Raw genomic sequence first — 16704 nt, 5'->3', positions numbered from 1 at the left:
AGGTATGCAACCGAAACTATCGGCTGGATCACAGATGGATCACGCCGTGCGGACCGGTCCGCCGCGATTGCGGCTGCCTAGAGCAGCTTCACCGTGACCTTCGCCTTGCCCTTGTGATCGCCGTAGAACCATTTGTAGATCCAGGGCAGGCCGATCACGGCCTGGTTGACGTAGAGGAAGATCTCGCCGCTACGATCGGCGGTGAACCTTGCCTTGTAGACCTGCGGATCGGTGTTCGGCGCCGCAAAGGGATCGAGGAAATACTCGTCGACCCCGGTTTCGCCGACCCGCGCGATCAGCCTGAACCACGGCCGGAACAGGACGCGCCGCAGGAAGATCGTGGCGTATCCGCGCCACCGTTTCGCGCCCTCGATGGTCGAGGTCCGGTATCCGATCGGCGTTACCGCGCGCCCGGCGTCCTCCCACGGCTCCGACATCGTGATCGCGATCTCGTAACTGAACCCGGTGCGGACCTTGAGGCCGGTCGGCGCACAGATTGCGCTGGTGTCGAAATCGGCCGCATCCTGCGCAATGCCCTTGTCGACGGCGACGAGCTTGTCGGCCGTACTCCCCTTGCAGAAGGCGCCCATCGAGTCCGCGGCATTGAACAGGAAATGGCTGAGCAGCGTTGCGCTGAACCAGACCAGTAAGGCTGTCAGTGCGAACGGAACAACATGGCGCTTCCCGACATTGAGGATCCACTGATAGATCGTGCTGGTACGGAATCGGTAGATCGCCTCGTGCACGATCCCGGAGAGCGGTGTCGGGTTGACGCGGTCACGCCAGATGATCCGCATCCTGTCGCTGATCGTTGCGCTGAGCGAACTGCCGACACCCATCAGCACGAAAACGGCGATGATGCCGCCGGCGAACCATTCCGGGTTGCCGGCGTACCAATCGGTCCACCAATGAAGTGACGTGGGCAGGAACGATTCGATGAAGCGCACCAGCTCCGAAATCATCCTGAACCAGGAGCTGAACTCGTGTTCCTTGTGCTGGTTGTGGAATAGCCAGAACGCCGCCAGATGCAGCGACGCCGCCAGCGTGGCGAAGTAGGCGATCCGCCGCATCCAGACGAAATTCCACAGCTTCTCCTGCGCGGCATGACGCGCCGGCGCGCCGACGGGCGTTTCAAACGTCGTGGAGCCCAGCGGTGTGACCTGGCCGTTGCGGGAGACCACCACATAGTTCGGCGGAAGCCCGATCGGGGCATAGGCATTGGCGCCGCTGTCGATCCGCTCGAACACGCTTTCGTGGATCTTCGGCATCGGCACGCTGACGCCGGCATAGGGATCGTTGCAGAGGTCGGCGACCTTGCGAGGACCGTACCGGTAATAGGCGCCGAGGCCGGCCCGCGAATCGTAGAGGCGGCCATCCTTGTCCTCGGAGGATTTGATCGCCTTGATCGCATCGGGATCGGCAATCGGCGCGCTCTTGAACACGAGCCCGCGCTTGACGGCTTCGTCGACCAGCCAGGCCAGCGGCACGAAGGCAACGGCGTCGTCCGGATAGCCGCCGCCGACATTGGCATGCATGCCGACGAACCACACCTGGACGAGACGCTGGCCATCGATCGTTGCCGGCACGGCCGGTGCGGGCTGTCCCGGCTCTTGCTCCGTCCAGAGCACCGGATGGAACGTCGTGCGCTCGTCGTCGAGCGCCAGCGCGTGCCGTGCCCACTTGACCTTCGGGCTGAGAATCCGATTCGGCAGCTCGAGCGGCCACACCCAGTTCGAGATGCCGCGTGTCATCTCGTCGATCGGCAGGCCGTAGGCCGCGACGGTGTCCCAGATGCCGATGAACTCGATCGCTGGCACCTGCTTCCGCGCGATCTCCGCATAAGGCTTGTTGCGCTGAAGGCGGTCCAGCACCGGCACGAGGATGTGGTCGCGTAGCGCGCGGAACAGCACCTCGATGCGCCAGATCGAGTGGTAGCCCGCGGCGCGGTACGCACGATAGGCCTTCACCGCGCCGTCGTGCAGTTCGGCTTCGGTGTCGGCGACGATCAGGCCCTGATCGAGGATCAGTGCGGCGAGCGTGCGCACGGTGAATGCGCCGCGGCTGAATCCGAACAGGTAGATTTGCGAGCCGTTCTGGTGGTCGTAGTTGCGGCAGATGAACTTGTAGGCATCCAGGATATTGCGCTTGAGGCCGTAGCCGAAGGCGCCGCCGAGCAGCGCAAGCGGAACGAATTTCGAGGTGCCGACGCCGTCATCATACTTGGCGGCCTGCGCGTTGCCCTGCAAATCCAGCGACTGGAATATCCGCCAGACATTGGTGCGCCAGACGCTGGAAGCGGCATTGCCGGTGCCGTCGGACAGGATGATGATCTTTGGGCTCGGCATCGAAAAGACGCTCGCTGAAATGACTGAAGCGGACGGTGCAGTGTAGTGGTAGCGGATTCGATTGCTACCTTGGATCGATATTTAGTCATTCTGTGCCACGACAGATGTGAACTGACGCACAAAAGCGTCACGAGGTCGCGGCCATGTGAGACGAGACGCCTTTCGCGCTGCTGCGAAAAGGCCTAGCGTGATAGCGGCACAATTCATTGATGAGGCACAGCAATGCGCAGCCGCGTCAGAAAATTTGCCCATGTCCTGGAGCGCTTCGGTCTCGCCCTCGCGGGCGCTGCCAGCGGTCTGTTCGTCGCCATCCATGTCGGCTCGAGTGTGTCGGCGCTGACCTCGCAGGCGTTCCTGCTGATCATGATGCTGGGCGGTGCGATCGGCTTCTATGTGGGCATCGATACGCCGCCAAAACTGTTCCATCCGAAGGACGGCAACTCGACGCGCAAGATCGACGCGGCAGAGCTGCTGAGCGCGATCGGCACTTTCCTCGCGACCATGGTCGCGTTCTTCTCGGTCGGCGTCGTGGTGCTGCGCAGCGAGCCGGACATCGCCTGGACCGCGGCGATCATGGCGGGCTGGGTGCTCGGCGTCGCCATGCAGATCGTCGCCGGCACGATCGCCCGCACGCGGGTCTGAAGCGTCGTCAGGCCCGGCCGGCTACGCGCCGCCTGGCCTATTTGTTCGCGATCTTGGCGGGATCCTTGACGGCCTTGAAGGTCTCGTGCTCGACGCTGTAGAGCACGCCGCCGACCCTCTCGACCTTGCGAATATAGATGTCGTGGACGACGTCGCGCGTCTTCGGGTCGATGGACATCGGGCCGCGCGGGCTTTCCCAGGCCGTGCCCTTCATCGCCTCGATCAACGCGTCGCCGTCGGTCTTGCCGCCGGTCGCTTTCAGCGCCTGGTAGATCAGATGCATGCCGTCATAGGCGCTGACGCTGATGAAGTTCGGGCGGACGTTGGCGTTGGCCTTGCGGAACGCTGCGACATAGTCGCGGTTCAGGTCGGATGGATGGGCGGCGGAATAGAACCCCGCCGTGATCGTGCCGATCATGGCATCGCTCATCCCCGGCAGGTCTTCGTCGTCGGCGATGTCGCCGGGGCCGATCAGCCTGATCCCGCTCTTGTCCAGACCACGCTCGACAAACTGCTTGGCCAGGATGCCGGCCTGGCTGGCCGGGACGAAGATGAACAGCGTATCGGGATTGCCGTCCCGTGCACGCTGCAGGAACGGCGCGAAGTCGGGATTGGCCAGCGGCACTTTCAGCGCCTCGACGATCGCGCCGCCCGCCGCGGTGAAGCTCGCCGAAAATACGCCGGCGGCTTCGCGCCCGGGTGCCCAGTCGGATGCGATGATGGTGGCCCGCTTCGATCCGTTTCTGGCCGCCCAATCCGCCAGCACGCTGGCCTGCTGTGCGTGCGTCCAGCTGGTGCGCACGAAGTAGGGCGACCGTTCGGTCACGATCGAGGTGCCCGATACCATGACGACGGTTGCCGTCTTGCTCTCGGTGACCAGCGGTGCGAGCGCCAGCACGCTCGGCGTCAGCCCGCCGCCGAGGATCGCGGCCTTGTCGTTGACGATCAGCTCCTGCGCGATGCGCTTGGCATTGTCGGGCACGCTGGCGTCGTCCCGGACGATCAATTCGATCTTGCGACCGGCGACCATATCGCCGCGCTGCGCCATGTAGAGCCGCGCCCCCGCGACCGCCTGCTTGCCGACCGGTCCCAGAACGCCGGTCAACGGCATCACCAGCCCGACCTTCACGGTGTCCTGCGCTTGGGCTGGTCCCGGTTGCACCGCCGAAAGCGCCAGAACGGCGCCGACCAACACGGCAAATGGCGTTCGCGACATGGCCAGCCTCCTGCGGGTCCGGAAATGATGCCGGGCAGGCTCGCGACTATCGGCTTCGCCGCAGGGAAGTCCTGATCAAGAAGTGACAGAACGACGAATTTCCTGCTAAATTTCTCCGATTGATGCCGTCTGTGGGCATGGAGTAACCTCTATGGACCCGGCGACTGATTCCGTTTTGATATTTGATTGCTTTGTGCTCGATCTCGCCCGCGGCGTCGCGCGCGTGGATGGCGTCGAGCTCGATCTCAGGCCGAAATCATTCGCGGTTCTCCGCCATCTCGCCGGCAATGCCGGACGGTTGGTATCCAAGCAGGATTTGCACGAGGCGGTCTGGGGCAACGTCGCCGTTTCGGATGACTCGCTGGTCCAATGCATTCGCGAGTTGCGCCTGAAACTGCGGGATGACGACCACCGCATCATCAAGACGGTGTCTCGCCGGGGCTACCGGCTCGACGCCGAGCCCGCTCCGCTATCGCGCGACCATGGACCGCAGCATGTCCTGCGCGAGCCGTCGACTGCCCGGGGCGTTGCAGCACGTTTGGCCATGCTTCCCCGATGGTTGCTGGTCGCCGGCCTGTCGGTGATCGCCTTCGCGACGCTCGCATCGGCGCCGCCGATTGCCAACGGGATGTGGCATCCGCTGGCACAATTGGCGAACTGGCTTGCGCCGCAGGATCACGGCATCGTGCCGGATCAGGATGTTGAGCGGATCACCGCGCTGGCGGCCGAGAAGCAATTGCCGCTTCCCGCTTATCGCGTTCACGCGCCGGCCAGTGACGTGCCGGACAATATTCGCCGCTTTCTCGGCGTGTGGGTAAGCGGTGAGGGATGGATCAACTCGCACCGCCAATTCATGATGATCGTCACCAATGTCAATCGGGACGGTGTTGCGACCGGCTACCTCGTGAACGGGCCGGCGATGCCGCACAGCCGAGTGCCCGGGCCCGGCTTTTCCGGAGGCTTCACCGGATATGTCCTCGACGACGTCTTGCGATATGACGGCAATACGGGACTGCATTCTGCATCCATCACCGCGGACGGACGGATCGAGTTCAAGCTCGTCTTCCGCGAGGGAGGCACCAGTGTTGTGTTCCTCGAACCGCTCTGGACGCTCGCCAACCCAGGTCGTGTCGCACGCAATCAAACCTGATTGCCGCGTGTGACGCCCAATCCCGCAAGATGCGTGTCGACGAATTGTGCGAGCCGCTCGCGCAACATCTCCGGCGGCACCGCGACCATGCGCTCCTCGAGGCCGAGCGAGATGATGCCGTGGACTGCGGAGAACATCATCCGCGACAGCAGCGCAACGTCGTCGGGATCGCGATCGGGCAACAGCCGCACCAGCGGCGCATGCATCAGCGCGAAGGCATCCATCACCATCGCCAGGATATCTTCCGGAAACGGCCGGTCATCCTCCATCCGGTGCTCGAACAGCGAGCGCAGCAGATTGGCGTGCTCGGTGGCGAAACCGAGATAGGCGTCCGCAAGCCCGTGCAGCTGGCGCAGGGGATCGTCGGCCGGGACGGCCTTGAGCCGGGCGGTCAGGGCCTGAACGGTCTCCCGGTTCACGGTCAGGATCAGGCCGTCGAAGTCGCCGAACTCGTTATAGACGCTGCCGATGGAACAGCCGGCGGCCTCGGCGACATCACGAACCTTCAATGATCTCAATCCTTTAGTCGCGATATACCGGCGCGCGATCTCGATCAGGAGAACCCGCCGCTGAAGTTTTTTCCGGTCTCGTCGCGATTCTTCTTGAACAATGTTCATTTTAAAGCTACTAATTTGAGCGTTGCTCAAGTTGGCGCAGGAGGCCACTCACATGCAGACCCTAGCACTTCAATTGACCACCACCCTTGTCGATGACGCGATCGAACTCGTGACGGGCTTTGGCCGCGCCATCTTCGCACTGGCGACCGCCCCGATCGAGCGGATCGCCCGCGCCTGCGACGTCGCAGGTGTCCTGGAGCAGCGGCGCGCCGATCGGCGCGCGCCGCGCCCGGTGGCCCAGCGCGGCAGCCGCTGCAAGTCGCGTAGCTGCCGCTGGTCGCCATTCCGCGGGTTGAGTGAACTGACCTGAAGCGGCCGCGCCGCAATTGTCACCGAAACCTCAACGAAGCACTCACCATGTCCCCCGCGAGCCCGTTTCGATGTCGATCGACCACAACCCTGGATAAGGTCTCGTACATTTCTGCCGGGCATTGTCGCGGCGCCCGGCGCGGCCGATCCGCGCTGGTTCGAACCGATACGTTGCGGAAAAGACTAAAGGCTGCGGCATCTCCGTCATTTTCACCACGCTCCCCATTCTCTGCCACGCGAATTCGCAGACCTGCCAGCGCCATGCGCGCTAACCCAAGGAACCGGTCATGATCAAGGAATTGATGACGTCCCGCCGCTTCGCGCCGCTGTTCTGGTCGCAGTTCTGCTCGGCGCTGAACGACAACGTGCTGAAGAACGCGCTGGTCATCATGCTGTTGTACGGCGTCGCCAACGAGCAGGGGCCTGCGCTGGTCCAGCTCGCGGGTGCGATCTTCATCGCGCCGTTCTTCGTGCTGTCGGCACTCGGCGGCGAGCTCGCCGACCGCTACATCAAGTCCGTCGTCGCGCGCCGGCTGAAGTTCTTCGAGATTTTCGCCGCAGCGTTTGCGGCGGCCGGCTTCTTCACCCATTCGATCCCGCTGCTGTTCATCGCGCTGGCGCTGTTCGGCATCGTCGCCGCGCTGTTCGGCCCGGTGAAATATGCTGTGCTGCCCGACCAGCTGTCGGTGTCCGAACTCGCGACCGGCAACGCGCTGGTAGAGGGCGCAACCTTCATGGCGATCCTGATCGGCACCATCGCGGGCGGCATGTTCGTCGCCGGCGCCAGCCACATGGGCTGGATCTGTGCCGCCGTGGTCGGCCTGTCGGTGCTGTCCTGGGGATTTGCGTCGCGCATCCCGGTGACGCAGCCCTCCGCGCCCGATCTGCCGATCACCAAGAATCCCTGGACCTCGACGGTGCGCCTCTTGAAGTCGCTCTACGCCGAGCAGCGGCTGTGGGACGGCATGGTGATCGTGTCCTGGTTCTGGATGGTCGGCGCGATCGTATTGTCGCTGCTGCCCGCGCTGATCAAGGAAGGCGTCGGCGGCACCGAGGGCGTGGTCACGCTGTGCCTCGCCGTGTTCGCGATCGGCATTGCCGCCGGTTCGCTCTTCGCCGCCCAGTTGAGCCACGTCCGCCCGAATCTCGCGCTGGTGCCGATCGGCGCCATCGTGATGGGCGTGATCGGCCTCGACCTCGCCTGGGCGATCGCCACCACCTCGCTCGGCAAGGACGTCACCGCGGCAGCGTTCGCGGCTTCGTTCGGTGGCTTCCGCATGCTGGCCGATTTCTTCCTGTTCGCATTCGGCGGCGGCCTGTTCGTGGTGCCGTCGTTTGCCGCCGTGCAGGCCTGGACCGCACCGTCCGAGCGCGCGCGCATCATCGCCGCCGGCAATATCCTGCAGGCAGGCTTCATGGTCGCCGGCGCGGTGTTTGTCGGTGCGCTGCAAGCTGCCGGTCTGCCGATCGCCTGGATCTTCTTCGGCCTTGCGATCGCGAGCTTCGGCACCGTCTGGTTCGTGCTGACCAAATGGGGCAAGGAAGGCGTGCGCGATTTCGGCGCGCTGCTGTTCCGGGCGCTGTTCCGGCTCGAGGTGCGCGGCATGGAGAATTTGCCGCCCGCAGGCACGCGGATGCTGATCGCGCCCAACCATGTCAGCCTGGTCGACGGCCCGCTGCTGCACGCCATGCTGCCGATCGATGCGAGCTTCGCGGTCGATACCGGCATCGCCAAGGCGTGGTGGGCCAAGCCGTTCCTGAAGATGATCAAGCACTACACGATGGACCCGTCCAAGCCGCTGGCTGCCCGCGACCTGATCAAGCTGGTTGCCGCCGGCGAGCCGGTCGTGATCTTCCCGGAAGGCCGTATCACGGTCTCCGGTTCGCTGATGAAGGTCTATGACGGCACCGCGATGATCGCCGACAAGGCCGACGCGGTCGTCGTCCCGGTCCGCATCGAGGGCGCGCAGCGCTCGCATCTCAGTTATCTCAAGAATGGCGAGATCAAGCGGTCCTGGTTCCCCAAGGTGACGATCTCGATCCTGCCGCCGGTGAAGCTGCCGATCGACCAGTTGCTCAGGGGCAAGGCGCGTCGCAATGCCGCCGGCGCCGCGCTCCAGGACGTCATGATCGACGCCATGGTGCAGAACGCGATGCTCGACCAGACGCTGTTCGAGGGCCTCGGCCATGCCTATCGCGACCGCGACACCGGCAAGCCGATCATCGAGGACGCGCTCGGCACCACGCTGACCTATCGCAAGCTGATCCTCGGCGCGCAGGTGCTGAGCCGCAAGCTCGAGCAGGGCACCGCCGTCGGCGAGAATGTCGGCGTGCTGCTGCCGAACTCGGCGGGCGTCGCTGTCGTGTTCATGGCACTGCAGACCATCGGCCGCGTGCCGGCGATGCTCAACTTCTCGGCAGGTCCAGTCAACGTGCTGGCCGCGATGAAGGCGGCGCAGGTCAAGACCGTGCTGACCTCGCAGGCCTTCATCGAGAAGGGCAAGCTCGACAAGCTGATCACGGCGATGGCGGGCCAGACGCGCGTCATCTATCTCGAGGACGTCAGGGCCGGCATCGGCCTCGGCGACAAGATCGCAGGCTTCCGCGCCGGCATCGCGCCGCGCGTCGCCCGCGAGGCCAACGATCCCGCGGTCATCCTGTTCACCTCGGGGTCGGAAGGCACCCCGAAGGGTGTCGTGCTGTCCCACCGCAACATCCTCGCCAACGCGGCGCAGGCGCTGGCGCGGGTCGATGCCAATGCCAACGACAAGGTGTTCAACGTCCTGCCGGTGTTCCATTCGTTCGGTTTGACCGGCGGCATGATGATGCCGCTGCTCGGCGGCATCCCGATCTTCATGTATCCGTCGCCGCTGCACTACCGAATCGTGCCCGAGCTGATCTACCAGACCGGTGCCACCATCCTGTTCGGCACCGACACCTTCCTCACCGGTTACGCCCGCTCGGCGCATGCCTATGATTTCCGCACGCTGCGGCTCGTCATCGCCGGCGCGGAGGCGGTGAAGGAGCGCACCCGACAGATCTACATGGAACGCTACGGCATCCGCATCCTCGAGGGCTACGGCGTCACCGAGACCGCGCCGGTTCTGGCGATGAACACGCCGATGGCGAACCGCCAGGGGACCGTCGGCCGCATCTCGCCGCTGATGCAATACCGCCTCGATCCGGTCCCCGGCATCGAGGAAGGCGGCCGCCTGTCGGTGAAGGGCCCGAACGTGATGCTCGGCTACCTCCGCGCCGAAAATCCCGGCGTGCTTGAGCCGCTGCCCGAAGGCTGGCACGACACCGGCGATATCGTCACGGTCGACGCGCAGGGCTTCATCGCGATCAAGGGCCGCGCCAAGCGCTTCGCCAAGATCGCGGGCGAGATGGTCTCGCTGTCGGCGGTGGAGACGATGGCATCGGCGCTGTGGCCGCAGGCGATGTCGGTTGCGGTCTCGATCCCCGATGCGCGCAAGGGCGAACGCATCGTGCTGCTCACCACCGAGAGGAACGCCGACCGCGCCGCGATGCAGCGCCAGGCCAAGAGCGTCGGCGCGTCCGAGCTCGCGGTGCCTGCCGACATCCGCGTCGTCGACAAGGTGCCGCTGCTCGGCACCGGCAAGACCGACTATGTCGGCGCCACGGCGCTTGCGAAGGAACTCGCCGCAGCGCCTGCGGTGCAGGCCGAGCCCGCTGCCGAGGAGGGCGGGCCGGAGCAGCTCGAGCAACACGTCGCATGATGGTTGTGCTTTTCGGGAGCATGTTGTCAGATAGTCGGCAACTGCTCCCGAGAAAGCACGATCATGCTGGACAAATTGAACCCGGCTACCGAGGACGCGCCTGAACTCATGGCCGAGCGCTGGATCGCCGCGCTGGATGCGGCGCTCGCCAGCCGCTCTGTGGATGCTCTTTCCGCGCTGTTCGCGCCCGAGAGCCACTGGCGCAACATCTTCGGCATCTCCTGGCATTTTGCGACCTTCAGCGGGCGGCAGCGCGTCGTTGCCGAGCTGCTCGCGCGTGCTGCCGCGGCGAACGCGCGTGAATTTCGTCTCGATGACCGTGCCTTGATACCGCGGCGCGCCGTAATGGCCGGATGCGAGGTGATCGAGGCGGTCTTCACCTTCGACACATCGAACGGCCCCGGCATCGGCGCTGTCCGCCTGCTGAGCGGTGCGGATGGAAATTCCGCGGCGTGGACGTTCTCCACGATGCCTGACTTCGATCGCATCTGCGACATCAGCGCCAAACACGCCATGGAGGAATCCCACGCGCGCGATTTCGCCGCACCCGACTGGCTGGAGCAGAGGCAGGCCTCGCGCGCCTATGCCGACCGCGAGCCTGATGTGCTTGTTGTCGGCGGCGGCCACGCCGGCATCGCGGCCGCCGTCGAGTGCAAGCGGATCGGGCTCGATGCCCTGATCGTCGATCGCGAACGGCGCATCGGTGACAATTGGCGGCTGCGCTATCGCGGCCTCAAGTTGCACAACAAGACGCCGGTCAATCTGTTTCGTTACCTGCCGTTTCCACTGAGCTTTCCGGACTACATTCCGAAGGACAAGATCGCGAACTGGCTGGAAAGCTATGTCGACATCATGGAGCTCGACTTCTGGACCGAGACCTCGTTCGAAGGCGCGCGCTATGACGATGAGACGCAACGCTGGACGGTGACGCTGCGACGAGCCGATGGTCCGCGCACCTTGCGTCCGAAGCACATCGTGCTCGCGACCAGCGTCAGCGGTACGCCGAACATTCCCGTCATCCCGGGCATCGAGCGGTTCGCCGGCCGTGTGCTACATTCCAGCGCGTTCGCGGCAGGACGCGAATGGGCCGGGCGGTCGGTGGTCGTGTTCGGCACCGGCACCAGCGCGCATGACATCTGCCAGGAGCTGCACGCCGCGGGCGCCAATGTCACGATGGTCCAGCGCAGCCCGACCATGGTGGTCAATGTCGAGCCTGCGCAGCTTTACGACAAGACCTATCTCGGCGAGGGACCGCCGATCGAGGGACGCGACATCCTCAATTCCGGCGTGCCGCTGCCGGTCATGAAGATCGCGCACAAGATCATCACCGACGAGGTGAAGCGGCTCGATGCGCCGTTGCTGTCGCGGCTTGAGCGCGCCGGCTTCCGGCTCGAATTCGGTGAAGACGGCACCGGCTGGCCGCTGAAATTCCGCTCCCGCGGCGGCGGCTACTACTTCAACGTCGGCTGTTCCGAATTGATCGCCGACGGCAAGATCCGCCTGATTCAGGCAGCCGACATCGCAGGCTTCACCGCCGATGGCCTCGCGCTGAACGACGGCACGTTGCTCGCCGCCGAGCTGTTCGTGCTCGCCACCGGCTACAAGGGCCCCGGCCATCTAGTCGGAAAGCTGTTCGGCGAGGACGTCGCAGCGCGCGTCGGCCGCGTCTGGGGCTTTGACGACGCGACGCAGGAGCTGCGCAACATGTGGACGCGCACGCCCCAGCCCGGCCTCTGGTTCACCGGCGGCGCCTTCTCGCAGGCCCGCATCTACAGCCGCTTCATCGCGCTGCAAATATCAGCGATCGAGGCCGGTGGCCTTTCCAAGCATCTGACCTGAACTTGAACTAAAGGATTCCCATGCCACTTCCGCTCGATCCCGACATTGAGAAGATCATCCCGCTGCTGCCGCTGCGCGATCCCACAACCATGACGCCGCAGAGCTGCCGCGATTCGTTGCGGGCGCTGGCCGAGGCGCGCAAGGCGGTGCCGCCGCCACCGGTCGACGTGGCGCGTGATATCGAGGTCGCGGGCGCGGCGGGAAAGCTCGGCGCGCGGCTCTATCGCAACGGCAGCGGCACGGCGCCGACCGTGATCTTCTTCCACGGCGGCGGCTGGGTCGCCGGCGATCTCGAGACCCATGATCGCCAGGCGCGCAACCTCGTGATCGAGACCGGCGCGGTCGTGATCTCGGTCGACTACCGCCGCCCGCCGGAGACGCGCTTCCCCGGCGCGTTCGAGGATGCCTTCGCCGCGATCCGCGACGTGATCGCGCGGCTCAGTGAATTCGGCGGCGATCTCTCCCGCGTCGGTGTCGCCGGCGATTCCGCGGGCGGCAATCTCGCCGCCACCACCGCGCTCGCTTGCCGCGACGCCGGCATCAGGCTCGCCGGGCAATTGCTGGTCTATCCCGTCACCGACGTCGTCGGAAGTTTTGCCGATCCTGCCGAGAATGCGAAATTTCCGTCGCGCGCCGAGAATGCCGAGGGCTATTTCCTGACGCGGGCGACGATGCAGTGGTTCGCCGGGCACTATCTCGCCGACAAGGCTCAGGGTGCCGACTGGCGCGTCTCGCCGCTGCGCGCAAAATCTCTCGCCGGGGTCGCGCCGGCGGTCGTCACGACAGCCTGGTTCGACCCGCTGCGCGACGAGGGCCATGCCTATGCCAAGGCGTTGCAGGCGGCCGGCGTGCAGGTCGCGTATCACACCGGCGAGGGCCTGATTCACGGCTACTTCGGCCTCGGCGATGCGTCCGAGGCCGCGCGCGCCGAGGCGCAGCGGGCGCGGGCGGACTTCAAGGTGCTGTTGGAGCGGGGTGTTTAATCTCCGGTCGCACCAGCCATTGTTGGCGAAGGGAGTGTAACCACATCGTCGTCCCGGCGAAGGCCGGGACCCATTACCCCGAATGTCGGTGTTGTACGATGCTGGGGCCACAGCCTGCTCCAACAACAGGCTGCCGTGGCTATGGGTCCCGGCCCCCGTGCGCAATTGCGCACTCGGCCGGGACGACGCTGGGGTTAGTTCGCCTTCAACAACCCCCTCAATCATTCCCGATCGTGTCGCCGAACAGCTGCCAGGTCTCGCCGTTGAACTTTTGCAGCCGCATCGCCTCGACCGGGAAATAGTCGGTCGGCGAGGTCTTCACCTTGATCCCGGGCAGGAACATCGGCAACTCGATGTCGAGGTTGGCGGCTTGCTTCATTATGTTCTCATGGGTGAGGTCGTCGCCGCATTGCTTGAGCACCTGCACCGTCGCCTCCGCCACCACGTAGCCGTAGACGATCAGCTGGTCCTGCAGATTGCCGTCGGGGAAGTACTTCTTCATGAAGTCCTGCCAGGCGATCACGTCCGGATCCGTCTTCCACTGCGGATCGTTCGGATCCTTCAGCGAGTAGGACGAGATGATGTCCTTCGAGTATTCGAAGCCGGCGGGCTTCAGCACCGAGGATACCGAGGTTGAGGTCGCCGCGAGGAAGAACATGTCGGGCTTCCAGCCGATCTCGCCGATCTTCTTGATCGCCTGCGCCGCCTGCTTGGGGATCGCGTGCATGAACAGCACGTTGGCGCCGGAGGCTTTCAGCTTCACGATCTGGCTGTCGACCGTCGGGTCGGTCGATTCATAGGTCGTCTCCGCCACCACCATCTTGGCGGTGTTCTCCGGCCCAAGCCCCTTCTTGAAGCCGTTGCCGTAATCCTTGCCGGCGTCGTCGTTCTGGTAGAACAGCGCGATCTTCGCGTCCGGCTTGTTGGTCAGCACGTATTTGGCGTAGACCGCGGTCTCGGCCTGGTACGACGGCTGGAAGCCGATCGACCAAGGATAATGCTGATAGTCGCCCCACAGCGTGGCGCCGGCGCCGACGAACAGCTGCGGCACCTTCTTGTCGTTGAGATATTTGCGCACGGCAAGGCCGGTCGGCGTGCCCAGCGGATTGAGGATCGCGGCGACTTCCTCCTGCTCGACCAGCTTACGGGTCTGCTCCACCGTCTTCGGCGGCGAGTAGCCGTCGTCGAGCGTGATCAGATTGATCTTGCGCCCGTTCACGCCGCCCTGGTCGTTGATCATCTTGAAGTATGCGGCCTGCACCTTCGCGATCACGCTGTAGGCCGACGCCGCGCCCGAGAATGGCGAGGTCTGTCCGAGTTTGATCTCGGTGTCGCTGGTACCAGCGCCATATTTCTTCTCGGCGGCGTGCGCCTGTGTCGCGAGCGCAAGCGCGAGTGCTGCCGTGATGGCCTTCCAGATCATCGTGAGCCTCCCTGTGGCTTTTTTGTTTTGTTCGCGAGGGAGAGCTTACGCAGGTCGAGGGAGGCAGGCTTGCGATGAGACGCCGGGGCAGGGATGCGAAATTGCGGCGGGGGTGACTATTATTGCCGTCGTCCCGGCGAAGGCCGGGACCCATTACCCCAACTGCTTATGTGGTGCGACGCTGGGGCGACATTCGGCGGGTAACGGCAAAGACCAGTGGTAATGGGTCCCGGCTTTCGCCGGGACGACGATGATGAGAGAGCGACGCCCCTCAGCGGTAGCGCACGCTGCCGGTGGTGACCGGGTCGGTCGGCAGCACGGTGGCGCCGGCTCTACTGGCGGCGGCGGAGGTGATCATGCCGGGCTCGGCCGCGGCCTGCACATCGCGGGGCGGGGTGAATTCGAGGATGACGAGAACTGCCGTGGCCAGCACCGCCACGGCGGCGGTTGCGAGCGCAGGCACCAGTCTTCCGCGCGTTTCGGCTGCGCGAACTTGCATTGACCAATTCCTTTATTGGGGTCGTTCTTTGGACGTGATGTAAGAACGGCCAGGCTTCTTCCCAAGAGTGCGGCGCACATGCCTCACAATCAGTTGTGCCGGCCGTGATGTCCCTCACGGTGTTCGAGACGATGCGGGCTTGGCCTGCGTCGAATCGCATTCGTGTCGGACGGCTTGTTTGCACACCATGAGTTGGAAGTGATCGTGGCGTTTTGCATGCGCCTCATGCGCTCGTGATCGATCGCGTGAGGTTGTGATTAACGGCGAGGCGACACGCTGTTTTTGCCGTGATTTAGAGGCTTTCTGCGTTGTGCGAGGCGTGTGCGTTAAGGCTCTCTTCACGCGCTCTCGCCGCATCAAGCAGAGATTCGTGTGATGTGCGCGTGGTGGAAGCAATGACACCGCTGTCATTGGCAACAGCTGTCAGCGGACCTGTCGCAAGCATCGCCACGCCGTCCTTGCGAGGCGCGAAGCGACGAAGCAATCCATCTCTCCTAACTCACCGTGATGGATAATTTTACTTCGCGCGTAATCGCACAAAGAAGAATCCATTCGCTACTCGCCCGCGGGAGCGCGCGCGTCGGTCGGATCGATTCACCTATCAGACAGCGAGAGAGAGCGTGCGCGCGTCATCTCGCGGCGCGATCGGCCCGTGCCTTGCGGCAGCTTGACCCACGCTGATGGAGCAGAGGGCGCAGGGAACGCCAGGTGCCAGCACGCACCCGTGGGTCCCGAGCAATAATTGGCGTGTCGGGAAGAGGAATATTTTCCCCTGAGAGGACTAGGCAGGCTGTGTCGCGTGTAAATTGTTGGTGAGATTCGCTTTCTGGCGCTTCGCGCGGCACCCTGGAACAAGCGCTGCGGCTCCGACTTGATGCAGCGGGCTGGTTACCGGCCTGCACGGCCCTGCAATTTCCTGCCCCCAAAGCCAGGGCCGTGCACTCCGGGGCGGGCAAATCCCTTCAGTCGATTTCCTTCGCTGTGTTCACTAGTGCACCGTCCAGCCACGCTCCGCAGGCGTAGGCTCGGTCCATCACCGCGCCAATATCCGGCACTGCCGGTGACCGAGAACGCCAGTCGCGCTCCCGCCTTCGGATGGAATGGAGCAGCGTGATGCAGATCAGCCTTCCCAACCCGCGCCGATCCCCGGAGCAACGCCAAGCGGATGAATCGATCCGCCTCCGCGGCGAAGCCCGCGTCATGCCTCCCGGCGTCGCACGCGACCGCCTGATCCGCATGGCCCGTCAGGCCGAGACCGCCTCACACATCAACGCGTGGGTGATGTCGCCGGGGTTGCGCTCGCCGAAGTGAGACGGGCGTTGGCGCGATCCGTGCTGTCCTCGCGACGTGTCATGATCGGGAGAGCGTGATCCGGCAGGCGACCGGTCGTTCGATGCAGATTTAGCATGTTGCGAACTGACCGCTTGCATTTGCGCGGCGCGATAGGTGAATTCGACGGGGCTGGTCGTGATCGCGCAAGCACTCCGTCGCTCGATGCAGATTTAGGATTGCGGGACGACCGCGTGCATTTGCGCGGCGCCGCCGGCCGAGGTCGTGCGACAGCTTGATCCTCGCTCGTGATGCAGAGCGCGCAGGGAGCGCCGGCGAGGCCGGACATGCTTGGCGCCGCCCGCGCAACAACTTTCATGTTTTGCAAAGTGGACGCCAGCCGCAAGGGCGTTTCAATGCTCAAGCGCTATCGCCAAGGGGATCGGGTAAGATCACTTTGAGGTCTTGTCGGCCGATTATCACACCCAGTGCTTTTGGGTGGTTCGGACTGACGAGACTATCGATCGATTTTCATTACAGAGCGTGCATCGGTCCTTACAGCAAGGACTAGAGCTTTTCTCGCCGCTGTACCCGGTGCATGCCAAAACAAAAACGGCCAGGTCATCGACCCGGCCGTTCAAAACTCTCTCCGCGAATTCCGCGTTCGGTTGA

At 64.4% G+C, this 16704-nt stretch carries 13 protein-coding genes; 8 read left to right on the top strand and 5 right to left on the bottom strand.

The genetic code is table 11. The features are described 5' to 3' along the window. Positions 1-77: 77 nt before the first annotated feature. Positions 78-2345, bottom strand: a complete 2268-nt coding sequence (locus ACE103_RS40765; protein ID WP_375777544.1) for a DUF2235 domain-containing protein — start codon at positions 2343-2345, stop codon at positions 78-80. A gap of 222 nt (positions 2346-2567) precedes the next feature. Between ACE103_RS40765 and ACE103_RS40760 the strand changes: the two genes are divergently transcribed. Further along, positions 2568-2987, top strand: a complete 420-nt coding sequence (locus tag ACE103_RS40760; RefSeq protein ID WP_223972161.1) for a hypothetical protein — start codon at positions 2568-2570, stop codon at positions 2985-2987. 37 nt (positions 2988-3024) lie between these two features. Here ACE103_RS40760 and ACE103_RS40755 read toward each other — a convergent pair whose 3' ends face one another. Further along, positions 3025-4203: an ABC transporter substrate-binding protein gene (locus ACE103_RS40755; RefSeq protein ID WP_375777543.1), complete on the bottom strand. Its 1179-nt coding sequence runs from the start codon at positions 4201-4203 to the stop codon at positions 3025-3027. Positions 4204-4396: 193 nt separating this feature from the next. On the opposite strand from ACE103_RS40755, the gene ACE103_RS40750 reads away from it, so the two are divergent. After that, a complete protein-coding gene (locus tag ACE103_RS40750) occupies positions 4397-5353 on the top strand; it encodes a winged helix-turn-helix domain-containing protein (protein WP_223972167.1) in 957 nt (318 codons plus the stop codon). Here ACE103_RS40750 and ACE103_RS40745 read toward each other — a convergent pair. Continuing rightward, positions 5344-5970, bottom strand: a complete 627-nt coding sequence (locus ACE103_RS40745) for a TetR/AcrR family transcriptional regulator (protein ID WP_375781287.1) — start codon at positions 5968-5970, stop codon at positions 5344-5346. The two genes, ACE103_RS40750 and ACE103_RS40745, sit on opposite strands and share 10 nt — an antisense overlap. 52 nt (positions 5971-6022) lie before the next feature. Between ACE103_RS40745 and ACE103_RS40740 the strand changes: the two genes are divergently transcribed. The 4 genes from ACE103_RS40740 to ACE103_RS40725 all read left to right on the top strand — a co-directional run bounded on the left by ACE103_RS40740 (position 6023) and on the right by ACE103_RS40725 (position 12841). Continuing rightward, the gene (locus ACE103_RS40740) at positions 6023-6280 is read left to right on the top strand and encodes a hypothetical protein (protein WP_375777542.1); all 258 of its coding nucleotides are present in this window, start codon (positions 6023-6025) and stop codon (positions 6278-6280) included. A gap of 286 nt (positions 6281-6566) precedes the next feature. Next, positions 6567-10019, top strand: coding sequence for an acyl-[ACP]--phospholipid O-acyltransferase (locus ACE103_RS40735; protein WP_375777541.1), 3453 nt, complete (start codon positions 6567-6569; stop codon positions 10017-10019). Positions 10020-10082: 63 nt separating this feature from the next. Then, a complete protein-coding gene (locus ACE103_RS40730; protein WP_375777540.1) occupies positions 10083-11858 on the top strand; it encodes a flavin-containing monooxygenase in 1776 nt (591 codons plus the stop codon). A gap of 20 nt (positions 11859-11878) precedes the next feature. Further along, positions 11879-12841: an alpha/beta hydrolase gene (locus ACE103_RS40725; RefSeq protein ID WP_375777539.1), complete on the top strand. Its 963-nt coding sequence runs from the start codon at positions 11879-11881 to the stop codon at positions 12839-12841. Positions 12842-13058: 217 nt separating this feature from the next. On the opposite strand, the gene ACE103_RS40720 is transcribed toward ACE103_RS40725, so the two are convergent. Together ACE103_RS40720 and ACE103_RS40715 are read right to left on the bottom strand one after the other, a co-directional pair. Beyond that, on the bottom strand, positions 13059-14264 hold the full coding sequence (locus ACE103_RS40720; RefSeq protein WP_375777538.1) for an ABC transporter substrate-binding protein: 1206 nt from the start codon (positions 14262-14264) through the stop codon (positions 13059-13061). 271 nt (positions 14265-14535) lie between these two features. Next, positions 14536-14763, bottom strand: coding sequence for a hypothetical protein (locus ACE103_RS40715; protein WP_223972181.1), 228 nt, complete (start codon positions 14761-14763; stop codon positions 14536-14538). 1113 nt (positions 14764-15876) lie between these two features. Between ACE103_RS40715 and ACE103_RS40710 the strand changes: the two genes are divergently transcribed. Beyond that, a complete protein-coding gene (locus ACE103_RS40710) occupies positions 15877-16074 on the top strand; it encodes a hypothetical protein (RefSeq protein WP_375777537.1) in 198 nt (65 codons plus the stop codon). Positions 16075-16497: 423 nt separating this feature from the next. After that, a complete protein-coding gene (locus ACE103_RS40705; protein ID WP_375777536.1) occupies positions 16498-16704 on the top strand; it encodes a DUF3223 domain-containing protein in 207 nt (68 codons plus the stop codon).

Source organism: Bradyrhizobium sp. ma5, assembly GCF_042258955.1.
In the GTDB taxonomy this organism is placed as follows: Bacteria; Pseudomonadota; Alphaproteobacteria; order Rhizobiales; family Xanthobacteraceae; genus Bradyrhizobium.
Note: the sequence above shows the minus strand (reverse complement) of the source record. Positions and strands in the feature narration are given on the sequence as shown.

What these genes read in the sequence shown, in the direction of transcription:
- ACE103_RS40765 (WP_375777544.1), bottom strand. Translation starts at nt 2,345, where the DNA reads ATGCCGAGCCCAAAGATCATCATCCTGTCCGACGGCACCGGCAATGCC.
- ACE103_RS40760 (WP_223972161.1), top strand. Translation starts at nt 2,568, where the DNA reads ATGCGCAGCCGCGTCAGAAAATTTGCCCATGTCCTGGAGCGCTTCGGT.
- ACE103_RS40755 (WP_375777543.1), bottom strand. Translation starts at nt 4,203, where the DNA reads ATGTCGCGAACGCCATTTGCCGTGTTGGTCGGCGCCGTTCTGGCGCTT.
- ACE103_RS40745 (WP_375781287.1), bottom strand. Translation starts at nt 5,970, where the DNA reads ATGAACATTGTTCAAGAAGAATCGCGACGAGACCGGAAAAAACTTCAG.
- ACE103_RS40740 (WP_375777542.1), top strand. Translation starts at nt 6,023, where the DNA reads ATGCAGACCCTAGCACTTCAATTGACCACCACCCTTGTCGATGACGCG.
- ACE103_RS40735 (WP_375777541.1), top strand. Translation starts at nt 6,567, where the DNA reads ATGATCAAGGAATTGATGACGTCCCGCCGCTTCGCGCCGCTGTTCTGG.
- ACE103_RS40730 (WP_375777540.1), top strand. Translation starts at nt 10,083, where the DNA reads ATGCTGGACAAATTGAACCCGGCTACCGAGGACGCGCCTGAACTCATG.
- ACE103_RS40725 (WP_375777539.1), top strand. Translation starts at nt 11,879, where the DNA reads ATGCCACTTCCGCTCGATCCCGACATTGAGAAGATCATCCCGCTGCTG.
- ACE103_RS40720 (WP_375777538.1), bottom strand. Translation starts at nt 14,264, where the DNA reads ATGATCTGGAAGGCCATCACGGCAGCACTCGCGCTTGCGCTCGCGACA.
- ACE103_RS40715 (WP_223972181.1), bottom strand. Translation starts at nt 14,763, where the DNA reads ATGCAAGTTCGCGCAGCCGAAACGCGCGGAAGACTGGTGCCTGCGCTC.
- ACE103_RS40710 (WP_375777537.1), top strand. Translation starts at nt 15,877, where the DNA reads ATGCAGATCAGCCTTCCCAACCCGCGCCGATCCCCGGAGCAACGCCAA.